Below are 15,398 nucleotides of genomic sequence, written 5' to 3' on the forward strand. Positions count from 1 at the left end.
GGTCTCCACAGGCCGTCGGTAAGGGAGAATCCGGGAGTCGCACTACCTGCGGCGGCAGGGGAGTGCGGGGGGCAGGACGCGGGTCTGGACGAATCCGGGGCTGCAGGGTATGCCGTCTCCCTCCGGTCGTCGGTTACCGTGGTGCGATGAGTACAGAGAGGGCGGCTGCCCGGACCCCTGACAGTGTGCTGGACCGCTTCCATGCCGTCATCCCCGCGGGAGGCACCGGCACGCGCCTCTGGCCGCTCTCCCGTGCGGCGGCGCCGAAGTTCCTGCACGACCTCACCGGTTCGGGCAGCACCCTGATCCGCGCGACCTACGAACGCCTCCGTCCGCTGTGCGACGGCCGCATCATGGTCGTCACCGGCATCGTGCACCGGCGCGCCGTCCTCGCGCAGCTTCCCGAGATCGAGGACCTGAACCTCGTGCTCGAGGCCGAGCCGAAGGATTCCGGGGCTGCGATCGGACTCGCCGCCGCGATCCTGCACCAGCGGGACCCGAGCATCATCATGGGGTCCTTCGCCGCCGACCATGTGATCGCGCCGGTCGAGGTGTTCCAGGAGGTGGTCCGTGAGGCCATCCACACGGCTGCGCAGGGCTACATCGTGACCATCGGGATCAAGCCGACCCATGCCTCGACGGGATTCGGGTACATCCGGGCGGGTGAGTCCCTCGCGGTCGAGGGGGCTCCCAGCGCCCACGCCGTCGTCGAGTTCGTGGAGAAGCCCTCGCAGGAGGTCGCCGACAGCTACCTCCAGGGCGGCAACTACTCATGGAACGCCGGGATGTTCGTGGCCCCGGTCGACCTGATGCTGAAGCACCTGTCCATCAACGAGCCCGAGCTCTACAGCGGGCTCATGGAGATCGCGGAGGCCTGGGACACCCCCCGCCGCGTCGAGGTAGCCCGCCGTGTCTGGCCCACCCTGCCCAAGATCGCCATCGACTACGCCGTCGCTGAGCCCGCTGCCGCGTCCGGCGACGTCGCGATGATCCCCGGCGACTTCAACTGGGACGACGTCGGGGACTTCGCCGCCATCGGCCGCCTGAACCCGGCGGAGGAGAACAGCGAGCTCAGGGTGATGGGGGAGGGCGCCCGCGTGTTCTCCGAGAACGCCTCCGGCATCGTCGTCTCCGACACCAAGCGGGTCATCGCACTGATCGGCATCGACGACGTCGTCATCGTCGACACCCCGGACGCACTGCTCGTCACCACCAAGGAGCACGCCCAGGAAGTGAAGAAGGCCGTGGAACGGCTGCGCGCCAGCGGCGACACCGACGTCCTCTAGCGCGCGTCCGTAGCTCAACGACGTGTCGGCGTAGCGGTGGAAGGGCGACGGGCCCGCGGTCGGTACCCTGAGGGAGTGCAAACGTCCAGCAACCAGAGTCCGCCGGTCTCCCGTATCGGGGCAGCCCTCGCGCCGCTGCTCGGTGAGCTGATCGGGATCCGGCGCGAGATCCACCGGCTCCCAGAACTGTCCTACAAGGAACACCGCACCACGGATCTGATCGTCGACCGGCTCGAGCGTGCAGGCCTCGCCCCCAAGCGCCTCGAGGGTACCGGTGCGTTCGTGGACATCGGCCAGGGGCCCCTCCGGATCGGCCTGCGCGCCGACATCGACGCCCTGCCCATCATCGAGGAGACAGGGCTTCCCTACGCGTCGGAGTCGACGGGCATCACCCACGCGTGCGGACACGACATCCACACGACCGTCATGCTCGGCGTCGCGCTCGTGCTCGCGGACCTGGACGCCGACCTGCCGCTTCCCGGGACCGTGCGGATCATCTTCCAGCCCGCCGAGGAGATGATGCCGGGCGGCGCCATCGACGTCATCGCCCAGGGGGTCCTCACCGGCATCCCGAGGATCCTGGCGCTGCACTGCGACCCGAGGATCGACGTCGGGCTCGTCGGCACGCGCATCGGAGCCATCACCTCCGCATCCGACACCATCCGGGTCGAGCTCAGCGGACGCGGCGGCCACACCTCGCGCCCGCACCTGACCGAGGACCTCGTGTTCGCGCTCGCCTCCATCGCCGTGAACGTCCCGGCCGTCCTCTCACGCCGTATCGACGTCCGCAGCGCGGTGTCCGTGGTGTGGGGGCAGATCCATTCCGGCTCCGCGCCCAACGCCATTCCCGCCCACGGCTTCATGTCGGGGACGCTCCGCTGCCTGGACGGTGAGGCCTGGGAGTCGGCGGGCGAGATGCTCGACCGCGCCGTGCGCGAGGTCGCGGCCCCCTTCGGTGTCGACGTGAAGCTGGAGCACATCCGCGGGGTACCGCCGGTCGTGAACCAGGAGGCCGAGACGGGACTCCTCGAGGCCGCCGCACGCGCGGAACTCGGGTCGGAGGCCGTGGTCCTGACCCCGCAGTCGATGGGCGGCGAGGACTTCGCCTGGATGACGCAGGAGGTGCCCGGCGCCATGATGCGGCTCGGGACACGCACGCCCGGCGGGGAGACGTACGACCTCCACCGCGGTGACTACGCGCCGGACGAGCGCGCCATCGAGAGCGGGATCCGCGTGATGGCAGCCGCCGCACTGCAGGCCGTGCTCGGGCGCCACTCCTGAGCCGGCCCGTCCGCCACCGGTGGACGGCGCCCGGGGAGGGGGCGGAGGATAACGAAATCCGAACGATCGGGCCGGGCCGGATCTCCGTGTAGTGCTCCCCGTCACCCAGCCTCTAGGATGTTCGCATACGTGCTGCACCGACGGTGTCGCGGCGCCACGGTCTTCCGGTGAAAACAGAGCCTCGGGTCCATCTGACCCGTGTTGGACACTCACTGGCATTCGTCCCCGTGGCGCATTTCTCTCCTGGAGGCATTTTGAAGAACTCACTGCGCAAATTTTCGCGCGGAACAGGCCTGTCCGCCGCCGTTCTCGGCGTATCGGCTCTCGTCCTCTCCGGTTGCGGTGCGCCGCCGGCCGAGGACTCGGCCGGCGGTGGCGCGAGCGCCGAGGCGAACAGCGACTACCTGGGCTGCATCGTCTCCGACTCCGGCGGATTCGACGACCGCTCGTTCAACCAGTCCAGCTACGAGGGACTGAAGAAGGCCGAGGCGGACCTCGGCATCAAGATCAACCAGGCCGAGTCGCAGGCCGAGACCGACTTCGGCCCGAACGTCGACACGATGGTCAAGGGCGGCTGCAACCTGACGGTCACCGTCGGCTTCCTGCTCGCCGACACCACGAAGGCCGCCGCGGAGGCGAACCCGGAGTCCAACTTCGCGATCATCGACGACAACTCGATCGACCTGCCCAACGTCAAGCCGATCATCTACGACACGGCGCAGGCAGCCTTCCTCGCGGGGTACGCAGCCGCAGCGACGAGCGAGACCGGCAAGGTGGCCACCTACGGCGGCATCAACATCCCGACGGTCACCATCTTCATGGACGGCTTCGCCGAGGGTGTCGACTACTTCAACGAGGAGACCGGCGGCGACGTGCAGCTCCTCGGCTGGGACAAGGAGAGCCAGAACGGCACCTTCGTCGGCAACTTCGAGGACGCGGCCGCTGGCAAGACCAACACCCAGAACTTCATCAACGAGGGCGCCGACATCATCATGCCGGTGGCCGGTCCGGTCGGGTCCGGAACGCTCGACGCCGTCATCGAGGCCAACGCCGCCGGCAAGGACGTCAAGGCCGTCTGGGTCGACTCCGACGGCTACGAGACCGCCGGCAAGGCCGAGGAGTTCATCCTCACCTCCGTCATGAAGCTCATGGGCGGTGCCGTCGAGGACGTCATCAGCACCGACGTCGAGGGCACCTTCGACAGCACCCCGTACGTCGGCACCCTGGAGAACGGCGGTGTCGCCCTGGCTCCGTTCCACGACCAGGAAGCCAACGTCCCCGCCGACCTGCAGACGAAGCTCGACGAGCTGGAGGACCAGATCATCTCCGGTGAGATCACGGTCGAATCCGCGGCCAGCCCGAAGTAGGCACGACAGCACCACCGAACCGCCTTCCTCCCGCGGATCCCCGCGGGAGGAAGGCGGTTCGCGTTCGTCCCGCCTGCGTGCCCCGAAGCCGCAGCCGGTATCCTTGCCGGTGACTTCCACCGGAGACAACAGAACAGAACAGGCTGGGTTGTGAAACTCGAACTGATCGGCATCACGAAGCGCTTCGGATCGCTCGTTGCCAATGACTCCATCGACCTCGTCGTGGAACCGGGACAGGTCCACAGCCTGCTCGGCGAGAACGGGGCGGGCAAGTCCACCCTCATGAACGTGCTGTACGGACTGTACGACCCCACCGAGGGTGAGATCCGCGTCAACGACAAGCCCGTGACCTTCCGGGGCCCCGGGGACGCGATGGCCGCCGGGATCGGCATGGTGCACCAGCACTTCATGCTCGTGCCGGTCTTCACCGTCGCGGAGAACGTCGCCCTCGGCAATGAAGCCGTCAGGGGCGGCGGCATGCTGAACCTGCAGGAGACCCGCACCCGCATCCGCCGCATCTCGGACCAGTACGGGTTCGACGTCGACCCCGACGCCGTGGTCGAGGACCTCCCGGTCGGTGTGCAGCAGCGCGTCGAGATCATCAAGGCCCTCGTGCGCGACGCCGAGGTGCTGATCCTCGACGAGCCGACGGCCGTCCTGACGCCCAAGGAGACCGACGAACTGCTCGGGATCATGGCGCAGCTCACGGCGGACGGCAAGTCCATCGTCTTCATCTCGCACAAGCTCCGCGAGGTCAAGGCCGTGTCCGACGTCATCACCGTGATCCGCCGCGGCAAGGTCGTGGGGACCGCCGATCCCGGCGCCTCCACCACCGAACTCGCATCCCTCATGGTGGGGCGCTCCGTCAGCCTGACGCTCGACAAGAAGCCGGCGACGCCCGGTGAGGTCACCTTCCGGGTCCGCGACCTCACCGTGCAGGCGGACAACGGCCAGCGCGTGGTGGACGGCCTGAGTTTCGACGTCGCACAGGGCGAGATCCTCGCCATCGCCGGCGTGCAGGGCAACGGCCAGACCGAACTCACCGAAGCCATCATGGGACTCCAGGACCACGTGACCGGGTCGATCACTCTGGACGGGAACGAGCTCGTCGGCCGCAAGGTCAAGGACGTCATCCGCGCCGGTGTCGGGTTCGTCCCCGAGGACCGCAGCGTGGAGGGCCTCGTCGGTACCTTCTCCGTGGCCGAGAACCTCATCCTGAACCGCTACGACGACGCCCCCTTCGCCCGGGGCCTGTCGATGTCCCCGGCGGCCATCGGGAAGAACGCCGACGAGAAGATCGCCGAGTACGACGTGCGCACGCAGTCGGCCTCCGCCGCCGCCGGCACGCTCTCGGGCGGCAACCAGCAGAAGGTCGTCATGGCCCGCGAGTTCTCGCGACCGCTCAAGCTGTTCATCGCATCGCAGCCCACGCGCGGCGTCGACGTCGGATCCATCGAATTCCTGCACCGGCGCATCGTCGCCGAGCGCGACGGCGGGACGCCGGTCATCATCGTCTCCACGGAACTCGACGAGGTCCTGGAACTGGCCGACCGCATCGCAGTGCTCTACCGCGGGCGCCTCATGGGCATCGTGCCCGGCACGGTGTCGCGCGATGTCCTCGGCCTCATGATGGCCGGCATGCCCGCCGACGAAGCGCTCGCGCAGACCCACGACGTTCAAGGAGGAACCCTGTGACCCCGCAGGACGACCGGCCGGTACCCCCGGCTCCCGACGGCGGAGCTCCGCTGACCCGTCGGCAGGCGAAGGACACTGCGCGCCAGGACGAGGTACGCCTCGAGAACGCGGTGGAGACGGCCGGAGGGGAGCTCCCGCCGCCCGCCGTGCCGACCCCCGCCGGCGCCGGCCCCGCGCCGGAATCGACGCTCCTGCAGCGCGTCATGACGGGGAACGCGCTCGTCGCCTTCCTGTCCGTGGTGCTGTCCCTGATCCTCGGCGGACTCCTCATCGCCCTGACCGACCCGAACGTCGCACGGGCGTCGTCGTACTTCTTCGGCCGCCCCCAGGACACACTCGGCGCGGCCTGGACAGCGGCGTCGGGTGCGTACATCGCGCTCTTCCAGGGCTCCGTCTTCAACGTCCGCGGGGAGTCCTTCTCCCAGATGATCTACCCGCTGACGCAGACCTTGACTGTCGCGACCCCGCTCATCTGCGCCGGCCTCGGCGTGGCGCTGGCCTTCCGGGCAGGGCTGTTCAACATCGGCGCGCAGGGCCAGATCCTGATCGGCGCCACCTTCGCCGGTTGGGTCGGCTTCACGCTGCACCTCCCGGCCGGCATCCACCTGCTGCTCGTGATCCTCGCGGGCATGGTGGGCGGCGCCGTGTGGGCCGGACTCGTAGGACTCCTCAAGGCCCGCACCGGCGCCCACGAGGTCATCCTCACGATCATGTTCAACTACATCGCGACGAACCTGGTCCTGTACTTCCTGAGCACCCCGGCGTTTCAGCGCCCGGGGTCCACGAACCCGATCAGCCCCCAGCTCGACGCGTCGGCCCTGTACCCGCCGCTGCTGGGGTCCGGCTTCCGCCTGCACTGGGGCTTCGTCGTCGCCGTCCTCGCCACCGTCCTCGTGTGGTGGCTGCTCAACCGCTCGACGGTGGGCTTCGAACTCCGGGCCGTCGGCGCCAACGCCAGCGCGGCCCGCACCGCGGGCGTGAACGTCAGCAAGGGCTACATCCTCGCCATGGCCATCGCCGGTGCGCTCGCCGGACTCGCCGGGGTTGCCCAGGTGTCCGGCACCGAGAAGGTCCTCACCTCGGGTGTGGCCGCGAGCTTCGGCTTCGACGCCATCACGGTCGCGCTCCTCGGGCGTTCCTCGCCCTGGGGCACGTTCGCGGCAGGCATCCTCTTTGGCGCGTTCCGCGCCGGGGGCGTCGCGATGCAGGCCTCCACGGGTACGAGCATCGACATCGTCCTCGTGGTCCAGTCGCTCATCGTCCTCTTCATCGCAGCGCCGCCGCTCGTCCGCGCGCTGTTCCGCCTCCCGGCGCCCGGAGTCCCGCGCGCCGGCAAGGGCGGCACCACGACCCGCACGCCAGCCTCGACCGGAGCAGCAGCATGAGCACAGCAACCACCGCGCCCGCCCGCGGCACCGGCGACGCCACCGTGCGGAGCTGGAAGAACCCGATCATCCTCTCCGTCGTCGCCCTCTTCGCGCTCCTCGTGTTCGCGCTCGGGGCGCCGGGCAACGACGTCACCTTCCGGCTGTCCGAGGAGAACGATCCGATCGTCCTGCCGTCGATCGTGGTGTCCGCACCGCTGATCGGGTGGCTCGCGGCGATCGCCATGATCGCCCTCGCCGTCCTCGCGATCCTGCGTACCCGCGCCCGGCGGAAGGTTCCCGCCTGGGTGCCGGCCGTCTTCGCGGTCCTGTTCCTCATCGCGTTCCTGACCTGGGTGGTGGGCAGCGCCCGCACTCCGAACGTCGCCCTCTATGGGCTGCTCGCGGGCTCCGTCACGCTGGCGGTGCCACTGATCTTCGGCTCGCTCTCGGGCGTCCTCTGCGAGCGGTCCGGCGTCGTCAACATCGCCATCGAGGGCCAGCTGCTCTTCGGCGCCTTCGCGGCGGCCGTCGCGGCGTCGCTGTCCGGCAGCGCCTTCGTCGGCCTGCTCGCCGCCGCCGTCGCGGGCGTCCTGGTGTCGCTCGTCCTCGCGGTCTTCAGCATCCGCTACGTCGTGAACCAGGTGATCGTCGGCGTCGTGCTCAACGTGCTGGTCTCGGGCCTCACGGGCTTCCTGTTCTCCGCCGTCCTCAGCGAGGACTCCGAGCGCTGGAACTCGCCGCCGCGCCTGCCCGTGATCGAGATCCCGCTCCTCGCGGACATCCCCGTGATCGGCCCGATCCTCTTCCAGCAGACCATCGTGGGCTACCTCATGTACATCGCGGTCGCCGTCATTTACGTGGCCCTGTACCACTCACGCTGGGGCCTGCGGACCCGCGCGGTCGGCGAGCACCCGAAGGCCGCCGACACCCTCGGCGTGAACGTCAACCGGATGCGCTTCCTGAACGTGCTCCTCGCCGGAGTCGTGGCAGGCGTCGGAGGGTCCTTCTTCACGCTCGTGGCCGTCTCCGGCTTCGGCCGGGACATGACGGCGGGCCAGGGCTACATCGCACTGGCGGCACTCATCTTCGGCCGCTGGAATCCCATCGGGGCGTTCTTCGCGGCACTGCTGTTCGGCTTCGCGACGAACCTCTCGAACGTGCTGAGCCTCCTCGGCACGCCGGTGCCGGACCAGTTCCTGCGCATGCTGCCCTACGTGGTCACGGTCTTCGCGGTCGCCGGCCTCGTGGGCCGGTCGAGGGCACCGGGCGCCAGCGGCATCCCGTACATCAAGGGTTAGGACCACCATGAGCGAGAACGACATCCCCTGGGACGACCTCACCGCCACGGCGAGGGAGGCCATGACCCGGGCCTACGTGCCCTATTCGAAGTTCCCCGTCGGGGTGGCGGCACTGATCGACGACGGCCGGATCATCTCCGGCTGCAACGTCGAGAACGCCTCCTACGGCCTGACGCTGTGCGCCGAGTGCGCCCTCGTCAGCGCCCTGGCGATGAGCGGAGGCGGGCGCATCCGTGCCTTCGCCTGCGTCGACGGTGAGGGCAACACCCTCATGCCGTGCGGCCGGTGCCGCCAGCTGCTGTACGAGTTCCGGGCACCGGACATGGTGCTCCTGACCGTCAGCGGCATCCGCACCATGGACGAGGTCCTGCCGGACGCCTTCGGTCCGCAGCACCTCGCCTGACCCGGCGCGGCCCATCCCGCCGCGCCCTCCCTGCCGGCTCCTCCGAGGACCCGGCCCATCCGAACAACCCGAGGATCCTCCATGACCGAAGCCTTCGACGCCGTCGACATCATCCGGACCAAGCGCGACAGGGGAACCCTCTCGCCCGAGCAGATTGACTGGACCATCGACGCCTACACGCGCGGCGTCATCGCCGACGAGCAGATGGCCGCCCTCAACATGGCGATCCTGCTCAACGGCATGGACCGCGCGGAGATCTCCCGCTGGACGGCCGCGATGATCGCCTCCGGCGAGCGCATGAACTTCTCGTCCCTCGGGCGGCCGACCAGCGACAAGCATTCCACCGGCGGCGTGGGGGACAAGATCACCCTGCCGCTGGCCCCGCTCGTCGCCGTGTTCGGTGTCGCCGTGCCGCAGCTCTCCGGGCGCGGCCTCGGGCACACCGGGGGAACCCTGGACAAGCTGGAATCCATCCCCGGCTGGCAGGCGCACCTCAGCAACGAGGATATGCTGCGCCAGCTCGCCGAGGTCGGCGCCGTCATCTGCGCCGCCGGCACGGGACTCGCTCCCGCCGACAAGAAGCTCTACGCGCTGCGCGACGTCACCGGCACGGTGGAGGCCATCCCGCTCATCGCGTCCTCGATCATGAGCAAGAAGATCGCCGAGGGAACCGGGTCGCTCGTCCTGGACGTGAAGGTGGGCAGCGGCGCCTTCATGAAGGACGTCGACCAGGCGCGGGAGCTCGCGGAGACCATGGTCGCGCTCGGCAAGGACGCCGGGGTGAACACCGTGGCCCTGCTCACCGACATGAGCACTCCGCTCGGCCTCACGGCGGGCAATGCGATCGAGGTCGAGGAATCCGTGGAGGTCCTAGCGGGCGGAGGGCCGGCCGACGTCGTCGAGCTCACCGTCCGCCTCGCGGAGGAGATGCTCGCCTGTGCGGGCGTGCACGACGCCGACCCTGCCGCCGCCCTGAAGGACGGCCGCGCCATGGACGTGTGGAACCGGATGATCGAGGCGCAGGGCGGGGATCCCCGCGCCACGCTGCCCGTCGCCCGGGAGTCGGAGGTCCTCCTCGCACCGGCCGACGGCGTGCTCGTGGGACTCGACGCCCTCTCGGTCGGTGTCGCCGCCTGGCGTCTCGGCGCGGGCCGCGCCCGCAAGGAGGACCAGGTGCAGGCGGGAGCCGGTGTGCGGATGCATGCGAAGCCCGGTGCCCTGGTGCGGGCGGGCGAGCCGCTGATGACGCTGCTGACCGATACCCCGGACCGGTTCGAGCGCGCGCGGGAGGCCCTGGCCGACGCCGTCGTCATCGCTCCCGAGGGCTCACGCCCGGCGCAGCAGCTCATCATCGACCGCATCGCCTAGGGGCTCGTCCGCTCATTTCAGGGTCGCCCCTAGGGGATCCGCGGCCGGCCTCATCCCTGGGGGTGATGCCGGCCGCGGCGCAGATCGCCCGCAGGGGCGACGACTCCCGTGCGGCCGGCCCGTAGCGTTGGAGGCAGACGCACGGCAGAGCATCGCGGTTCGATCCGAACGGCGGCATCCGGCGTCCGGCGCCATGCCTGCTTCGTCACCCCGGTGGCATCGTCCGCATGGAGCGACGGCGGAGGAGCCTCAGGATGGACGCGATCACCAGTGCACTCGACGGCATCAGCGGCCTCGTGCTCGCTGCCGCCGGGCAGCCCTGGGTCTACCTCCTCGTCCTCGTGTGCTGCGTGGTGGACGGCTTCTTCCCGCCGTTCCCCAGCGAGTCCGTCGTCGTCGGCCTCGCGTCCCTCGTCCTCACCCAGGGTGTGCTGAACCCCTGGCTGCTGATCCTGGTCGCGGCACTCGGCGCCTTCCTCGGCGACAACATCGCGTACGGCATCGGCAGGGGTATCGGCACCACGCGCTTCCGGTGGATGCGGCGTCCCCGGATGCAGCGGTCCTTCGGCTGGGCCGGGAGCGAGCTCGCGAAACGGGCGGCGTCGCTCATCCTCGTGGCCCGCTTCATCCCGATCGGCCGCGTGGCCGTCAACCTCACCGCCGGGGCCACCGGCTACCCCCGGCGCCGCTTCGTCGCCCTGACGGCGCTCTCCGGAACGGTGTGGGCCGGCTACTCGGTGGGTATCGGCGCGATCGCCGGTACCTGGTTCCAGCACAACCACCTGCTCGGCGTCGCGGTGGCCGTCGGGATCGCGGTCGTCATCGGTGTTCTCGTGGACCGCGGAACCGCCTTCGTCCGGGGCTCCACCCCGCTGGAGGCTCCTGCCCTGCAGCCCCGGGACGAGCTCCAACCGGCCCACGGGACGAACCCGTCCTGAGGCGTATCGCGTAGGCTGGGCAGCGTGACCCAGATCCCGAACGACCTCGTGTCAGACGCTGCCATCGACATCCAGACCCTGCCGAAGGTCTCCCTCCACGACCACCTCGACGGCGGCCTGCGACCGGCCACCATCATCGACCTCGCGGCCGCGATCGGGCACGAGCTGCCGGCGTCCGACCCCGAGTCGCTCGGGGCGTGGTTCCGCGAGTCCGCGGACTCCGGCTCGCTCGAGCGGTACCTCGAGACCTTCGACCACACCATCGCCGTCATGCAGACGCGCGAGGGCCTGATCCGGGTCGCCCGGGAATTCGTCGAGGACCTCGCGCTCGACGGCGTCGTGTACGGGGAGGTCCGGTGGGCCCCCGAGCAGCACACGCAGAAGGGCCTGACGCTCGACGAAGCCGTCGAGGCCGTGCAGGAGGGGCTCGACGCGGGCGCCGCCGCGGCCATCGCCGCCGGCCGCGTGGTCCAGGTGGGCCAGCTCATCACCGCCATGCGCCATGCCGATCGCGGCCAGGAGATCGCCGAGCTCGCCGTCCGCCACCGTGACCGGGGCGCGGTCGGGTTCGACATCGCCGGAGCGGAGAACGGCTTCCCGCCCTCACGCTTCACGGAGGCGTTCACCTACCTCGCCTCCGAGCAGTTCCCCGTGACGATCCACGCCGGCGAGGCCGCCGGTCTGGACAGTATCAAGGACGCGCTCGTCGCCGGACGGGCCCTCCGCCTCGGCCACGGGGTCCGCATCGCCGAGGACATCGAGATCGAGGAGTCCGCCGACGAGGAATCTCCCGAGGGCGAGGAGGTCGGCATCGCGAACCTCGGCCGCATCGCCTCGTGGGTCCGTGACCGCGGCATCCCGCTCGAGCTGTGCCCGTCGTCGAACCTCCAGACCGGGGCGATCGAGTCCTTCGGGAACACCATCGATGCCCACCCCTTCGACCTGCTGTACCAGCTGGGGTTCAAGGTCACCGTCAACACCGACAACCGGCTCATGAGCGGTGTGACCCTGACGGACGAGTTCGAGCTGCTCGTCGACACGTTCGGCTACGACCTGGGCGACCTGCTCGAGCTCACCCTCAATGCGGTCGATGCCGCCTTCCTGCCGCTCGAGGACCGCGAGGCCCTGGCCGAGCACATCACGTCCACCTTCGACAGGGTCGCCCGCCAGGCGTCCTAGTGGACGCTCCCGCCCCGCGGCCCTCCGCACCCGGCCGGCCTCCGGGTGCGGCGGTCGAGCGCCTCGTCGAGGTCGTCCGCCTCCTCCGCCGGCACTGTCCCTGGACCGCCGCGCTGGACCACGCGACCCTGCTCGAATACCTCGTCGAGGAGACCTACGAGCTCTACGAGGCCGTCGACGACGTCGCGAGGACCGACCACCCCGGCGCCGGCCTCGTCCACGCGCTGCGGGGCGAGCTCGGGGACGTGCTGTTCCAGGTGGTGCTCCACGCGCAGCTGCAGACGGAGCGCGGGTCCTTCGGACTCGCCGAGGTGGCGGACGGGCTGACCGCCAAGCTGGTCCGCCGGAATCCGCACGTCTTCTCGCCCGACGGCGCCCTCCGCGGGAGCTTCCCCGCCTCCGTGGAGGAGATCGTCGCCACCTGGCATGCGGTGAAGGCGCAGGAGCGGCCCGGGCGCACCTCGCCCTTCGAGGGGATACCGCACCACCTGCCCGCGCTCGCCCTGGCCGCCAAGACCCTCAAGCGCGCGGGGGAGGGCCCTGGCCCGGCCGCGGTCGCCCGGCCCGCGATGGACGCCCCCGACGGCGCCGACGCCCCCCGGGCCCCCGACTCCGCGGCCGCGGGCGGTACCGAGGGGGATCCGGACGCCGAGGCGCGGTTCGGCAGGGAACTGCTGGAGCTGACCCGGTGTGCGCTGGCGTCCGGGGTGGACCCCGAGCGTGCCCTCCGCCGTGCGGTGCTGGACTACCAGCAGGACGTCGCCGGTGACCGAGGGCGGCGGGATCCGGACGCCGACGTCACAACCGGGTGATCCAGCGCACGTCCGGACGCGCGTGAACTAGGCTGGGAGCAACACCTCCGTTGCTCTGACAAAGACGTCCCAACAAGATGTGAACCCCTACACTCCAACGAAGAGGAGCAAATCCATGGCCATCATCGATGCCATCCACGCGAGGGAAATCCTCGATTCCCGCGGCAATCCCACGGTCGAGGTCGAGGTCCTGCTCGACGACGACACCTTCGGCCGCGCGGCCGTCCCCTCCGGTGCCTCCACCGGGGCGTTCGAGGCCAACGAGCGCCGCGACGGTGAGAAGGACCGGTACCTCGGCAAGGGCGTCCTCCAGGCCGTCGAAGCCGTCATCGAGCAGATCCAGCCGGCCCTCCTCGGCTTCGACGCCGCGGACCAGCGTGCCATCGACCAGGCGATGATCGACCTGGACGGCACCGAGAACAAGTCGAACCTGGGCGCCAACGCGATGCTCGGCGTCTCCCTCGCGATCGCCCGCGCCGCCGCCGAATCCGCCGCGCTGCCGCTCTACCGCTACCTCGGCGGCCCGAACGCCCACGTCCTGCCGGTGCCGCTCATGAACATCCTCAACGGTGGTTCGCACGCGGACTCCGACGTCGACATCCAGGAATTCATGATCGTGCCGCTCGGCGCGCAGTCCTACTCCGAGGGCCTCCGCTGGGGCGTCGAGGTCTACCACGAGCTCAAGTCCGTCCTGAAGGAGAAGGGCCTGGCCACCGGCCTGGGCGACGAGGGCGGCTTCGCCCCGAACCTGCCCTCCAACCGCGACGCACTCGACCTGATCACCACCGCCGTGGAGCGCGCCGGCTACACGCCCGGCACGGACATCGCGTTCGCCCTCGACGTCGCCGCGTCCGAGTTCTACAAGGACGGCTCGTACCACTTCGAGGGACGCACGCTCAGCACCCAGGAGATGAGTGCCTACTTCGAGGAGCTCGTCCGCGACTACCCGCTGGTCTCCATCGAGGACCCCCTCGACGAGGACGACTGGGAGGGCTGGAAGCACCTCACGGACGCGATCGGGACCAAGGTCCAGCTCGTCGGCGACGACCTCTTCGTCACGAACCCCACGCGCCTGGCCAGGGGCATCTCCAGCCAGACGGCGAACTCGCTGCTGGTGAAGGTCAACCAGATCGGCACCCTGACCGAGACGCTCGACGCCATCTCGATGGCGCAGCGTGCCGGGTACACGACGATCACCTCGCACCGCTCCGGCGAGACCGAGGACACCACCATCGCCGACATCTGCGTGGCCACGAACGCCGGCCAGATCAAGACCGGTGCTCCTGCCCGCAGCGAGCGCGTCGCCAAGTACAACCAGCTGCTGCGCATCGAGGAGGAGCTCGACGACGCCGCACGCTACGCCGGCCGCAGCGCCTTCCCGCGTTTCACGGCGTAGTACGTCAGCAGTTGATCGGGCGGGCGGTTACCCTCGTTAGACGGGTTTCGGAAGAAATCCGACGCGACCAGATGCGACAGCATTGACGAGGAGCTTCATGACTGCCCGCCGCCCTAACGTGCCGCGAGCCGGCCGTCCTTCGCCTGCGGCGGAGGACCGGCCGGCCCCCGGAGCGACCAAGGGCCAGACCCCTGCCGGCTCCCGGGCCGGCAGTTCCCCCACCGACACCGGTTCCGCCGCGGGCACCCGCGGAGCGGGCCACGTCCCCGCCCCTTCCCGTCCCGTGCAGCCCCGCCCTGCCGGGTCCGGCCAGCGCAAGCCGTCCCCACCCCGTGCGGCCGGCCCTTCCGCGACGAAGGACCCGCGCTCCCTGGGTTCTTCCGGGACGAGGGACCCCCGCGCAGCGTCAGGGGCGGCCGGAACGACGCCGCGGACCGCGCGTCCGGCGGCCGGACGGTCCACGCCGGCATCCCCCTCGGAGGCGCGTGCCGCCGAGCGGTCGCAGCTCGCGGGAAGCATCCGCCGAGGACGGCTCGGGTCCCGGCGTGCCGAGTCGGCGATCGAGCCGGCCGAGGAGGCCACGCCCATCCCGGCGAAGTCCTTCTCGGGCCGCCTGCTCGCCCTCGCCGTCGTGCTCATCGCCGTGATCGTGCTGCTGGCGCCGTCGGTGAGCCGCTACCTGCAGCAGCAGGCGGAACTCGATGCCCTGCGCGCGGATATCGCCCGGCAGCAGCAGGAGCAGGCGGACTACCAGTCGGAGCTCGCCCGCTGGGATGATCCGGCGTTCGTCCGGCAGCAGGCGCGCGAGCGCATCTTCCTCGTGATGCCGGGGGAGACCCGCTACCTCGTCAAGGGTGGCGACGGGATCGAGGAGAGCACCGGCGAGGGATCGGCCACCGAACCCGCCGACCTGCCCTGGGTCGACTCGCTCTGGAGCTCGGTCGCCCGCGCAGCGACAGATTGAGCGGCGGGGCGCTGCCGCGAGTGCGGCCGCCCGCCGCGAACCCG

13 protein-coding genes are annotated in these 15,398 nt (G+C 70.2%); all 13 read left to right on the forward strand.

Translation table 11 applies throughout. The features are described 5' to 3' along the window. The first annotated feature begins 146 nt into the window (after nt 1-146). The 13 genes from ACX80I_RS10685 to ACX80I_RS10745 all read left to right on the forward strand — a co-directional run bounded on the left by ACX80I_RS10685 (nt 147) and on the right by ACX80I_RS10745 (nt 15,354). Nucleotides 147-1,286: a mannose-1-phosphate guanylyltransferase gene (locus ACX80I_RS10685; protein ID WP_459345092.1), complete on the forward strand. Its 1,140-nt coding sequence runs from the start codon at nt 147-149 to the stop codon at nt 1,284-1,286. A gap of 75 nt (nt 1,287-1,361) precedes the next feature. Beyond that, on the forward strand, nt 1,362-2,567 hold the full coding sequence (locus tag ACX80I_RS10690; protein WP_459345093.1) for an amidohydrolase: 1,206 nt from the start codon (nt 1,362-1,364) through the stop codon (nt 2,565-2,567). A 254-nt stretch (nt 2,568-2,821) separates the two neighbouring features. Continuing rightward, nucleotides 2,822-3,934, forward strand: coding sequence for a BMP family lipoprotein (locus ACX80I_RS10695; RefSeq protein WP_459345094.1), 1,113 nt, complete (start codon nt 2,822-2,824; stop codon nt 3,932-3,934). Nucleotides 3,935-4,084: 150 nt separating this feature from the next. After that, the gene (locus tag ACX80I_RS10700; RefSeq protein WP_459345095.1) at nt 4,085-5,629 is read left to right on the forward strand and encodes an ABC transporter ATP-binding protein; all 1,545 of its coding nucleotides are present in this window, start codon (nt 4,085-4,087) and stop codon (nt 5,627-5,629) included. Then, a complete protein-coding gene (locus tag ACX80I_RS10705; protein ID WP_459345096.1) occupies nt 5,626-7,014 on the forward strand; it encodes an ABC transporter permease in 1,389 nt (462 codons plus the stop codon). The genes ACX80I_RS10700 and ACX80I_RS10705 overlap by 4 nt, the downstream gene beginning before the upstream one ends. Further along, nucleotides 7,011-8,294: an ABC transporter permease gene (locus tag ACX80I_RS10710; RefSeq protein ID WP_459345097.1), complete on the forward strand. Its 1,284-nt coding sequence runs from the start codon at nt 7,011-7,013 to the stop codon at nt 8,292-8,294. Before ACX80I_RS10705 ends, ACX80I_RS10710 begins: the two co-directional genes overlap by 4 nt. 7 nt (nt 8,295-8,301) lie before the next feature. After that, nucleotides 8,302-8,697, forward strand: a complete 396-nt coding sequence (locus ACX80I_RS10715; RefSeq protein WP_459345098.1) for a cytidine deaminase — start codon at nt 8,302-8,304, stop codon at nt 8,695-8,697. A gap of 81 nt (nt 8,698-8,778) precedes the next feature. Next, on the forward strand, nt 8,779-10,065 hold the full coding sequence (locus tag ACX80I_RS10720) for a thymidine phosphorylase (protein ID WP_459345099.1): 1,287 nt from the start codon (nt 8,779-8,781) through the stop codon (nt 10,063-10,065). Between the two features lie 254 nt (nt 10,066-10,319). Then, complete coding sequence (locus ACX80I_RS10725; RefSeq protein ID WP_459345100.1) at nt 10,320-11,003, forward strand: DedA family protein; 684 nt, start codon at nt 10,320-10,322, stop codon at nt 11,001-11,003. 24 nt (nt 11,004-11,027) lie between these two features. Further along, complete coding sequence (locus ACX80I_RS10730) at nt 11,028-12,182, forward strand: adenosine deaminase (protein WP_459345101.1); 1,155 nt, start codon at nt 11,028-11,030, stop codon at nt 12,180-12,182. Next, nucleotides 12,182-12,994, forward strand: a complete 813-nt coding sequence (locus tag ACX80I_RS10735) for a MazG nucleotide pyrophosphohydrolase domain-containing protein (protein WP_459345102.1) — start codon at nt 12,182-12,184, stop codon at nt 12,992-12,994. Before ACX80I_RS10730 ends, ACX80I_RS10735 begins: the two co-directional genes overlap by 1 nt. Before the next feature lie 115 nt (nt 12,995-13,109). Next, nucleotides 13,110-14,390: a phosphopyruvate hydratase gene (eno, locus tag ACX80I_RS10740; protein WP_459345103.1), complete on the forward strand. Its 1,281-nt coding sequence runs from the start codon at nt 13,110-13,112 to the stop codon at nt 14,388-14,390. A 97-nt stretch (nt 14,391-14,487) separates the two neighbouring features. Then, nucleotides 14,488-15,354, forward strand: a complete 867-nt coding sequence (locus tag ACX80I_RS10745; protein WP_459345104.1) for an FtsB family cell division protein — start codon at nt 14,488-14,490, stop codon at nt 15,352-15,354. Nucleotides 15,355-15,398: the final 44 nt, after the last annotated feature.

The organism is Arthrobacter rhamnosi (assembly GCF_054510855.1).

What these genes read in the sequence shown, in the direction of transcription:
- ACX80I_RS10685 (WP_459345092.1), top strand. Translation starts at nt 147, where the DNA reads ATGAGTACAGAGAGGGCGGCTGCCCGGACCCCTGACAGTGTGCTGGAC.
- ACX80I_RS10710 (WP_459345097.1), top strand. Translation starts at nt 7,011, where the DNA reads ATGAGCACAGCAACCACCGCGCCCGCCCGCGGCACCGGCGACGCCACC.
- ACX80I_RS10715 (WP_459345098.1), top strand. Translation starts at nt 8,302, where the DNA reads ATGAGCGAGAACGACATCCCCTGGGACGACCTCACCGCCACGGCGAGG.
- ACX80I_RS10745 (WP_459345104.1), top strand. Translation starts at nt 14,488, where the DNA reads ATGACTGCCCGCCGCCCTAACGTGCCGCGAGCCGGCCGTCCTTCGCCT.
- ACX80I_RS10725 (WP_459345100.1), top strand. Translation starts at nt 10,320, where the DNA reads ATGGACGCGATCACCAGTGCACTCGACGGCATCAGCGGCCTCGTGCTC.
- ACX80I_RS10720 (WP_459345099.1), top strand. Translation starts at nt 8,779, where the DNA reads ATGACCGAAGCCTTCGACGCCGTCGACATCATCCGGACCAAGCGCGAC.
- eno (WP_459345103.1), top strand. Translation starts at nt 13,110, where the DNA reads ATGGCCATCATCGATGCCATCCACGCGAGGGAAATCCTCGATTCCCGC.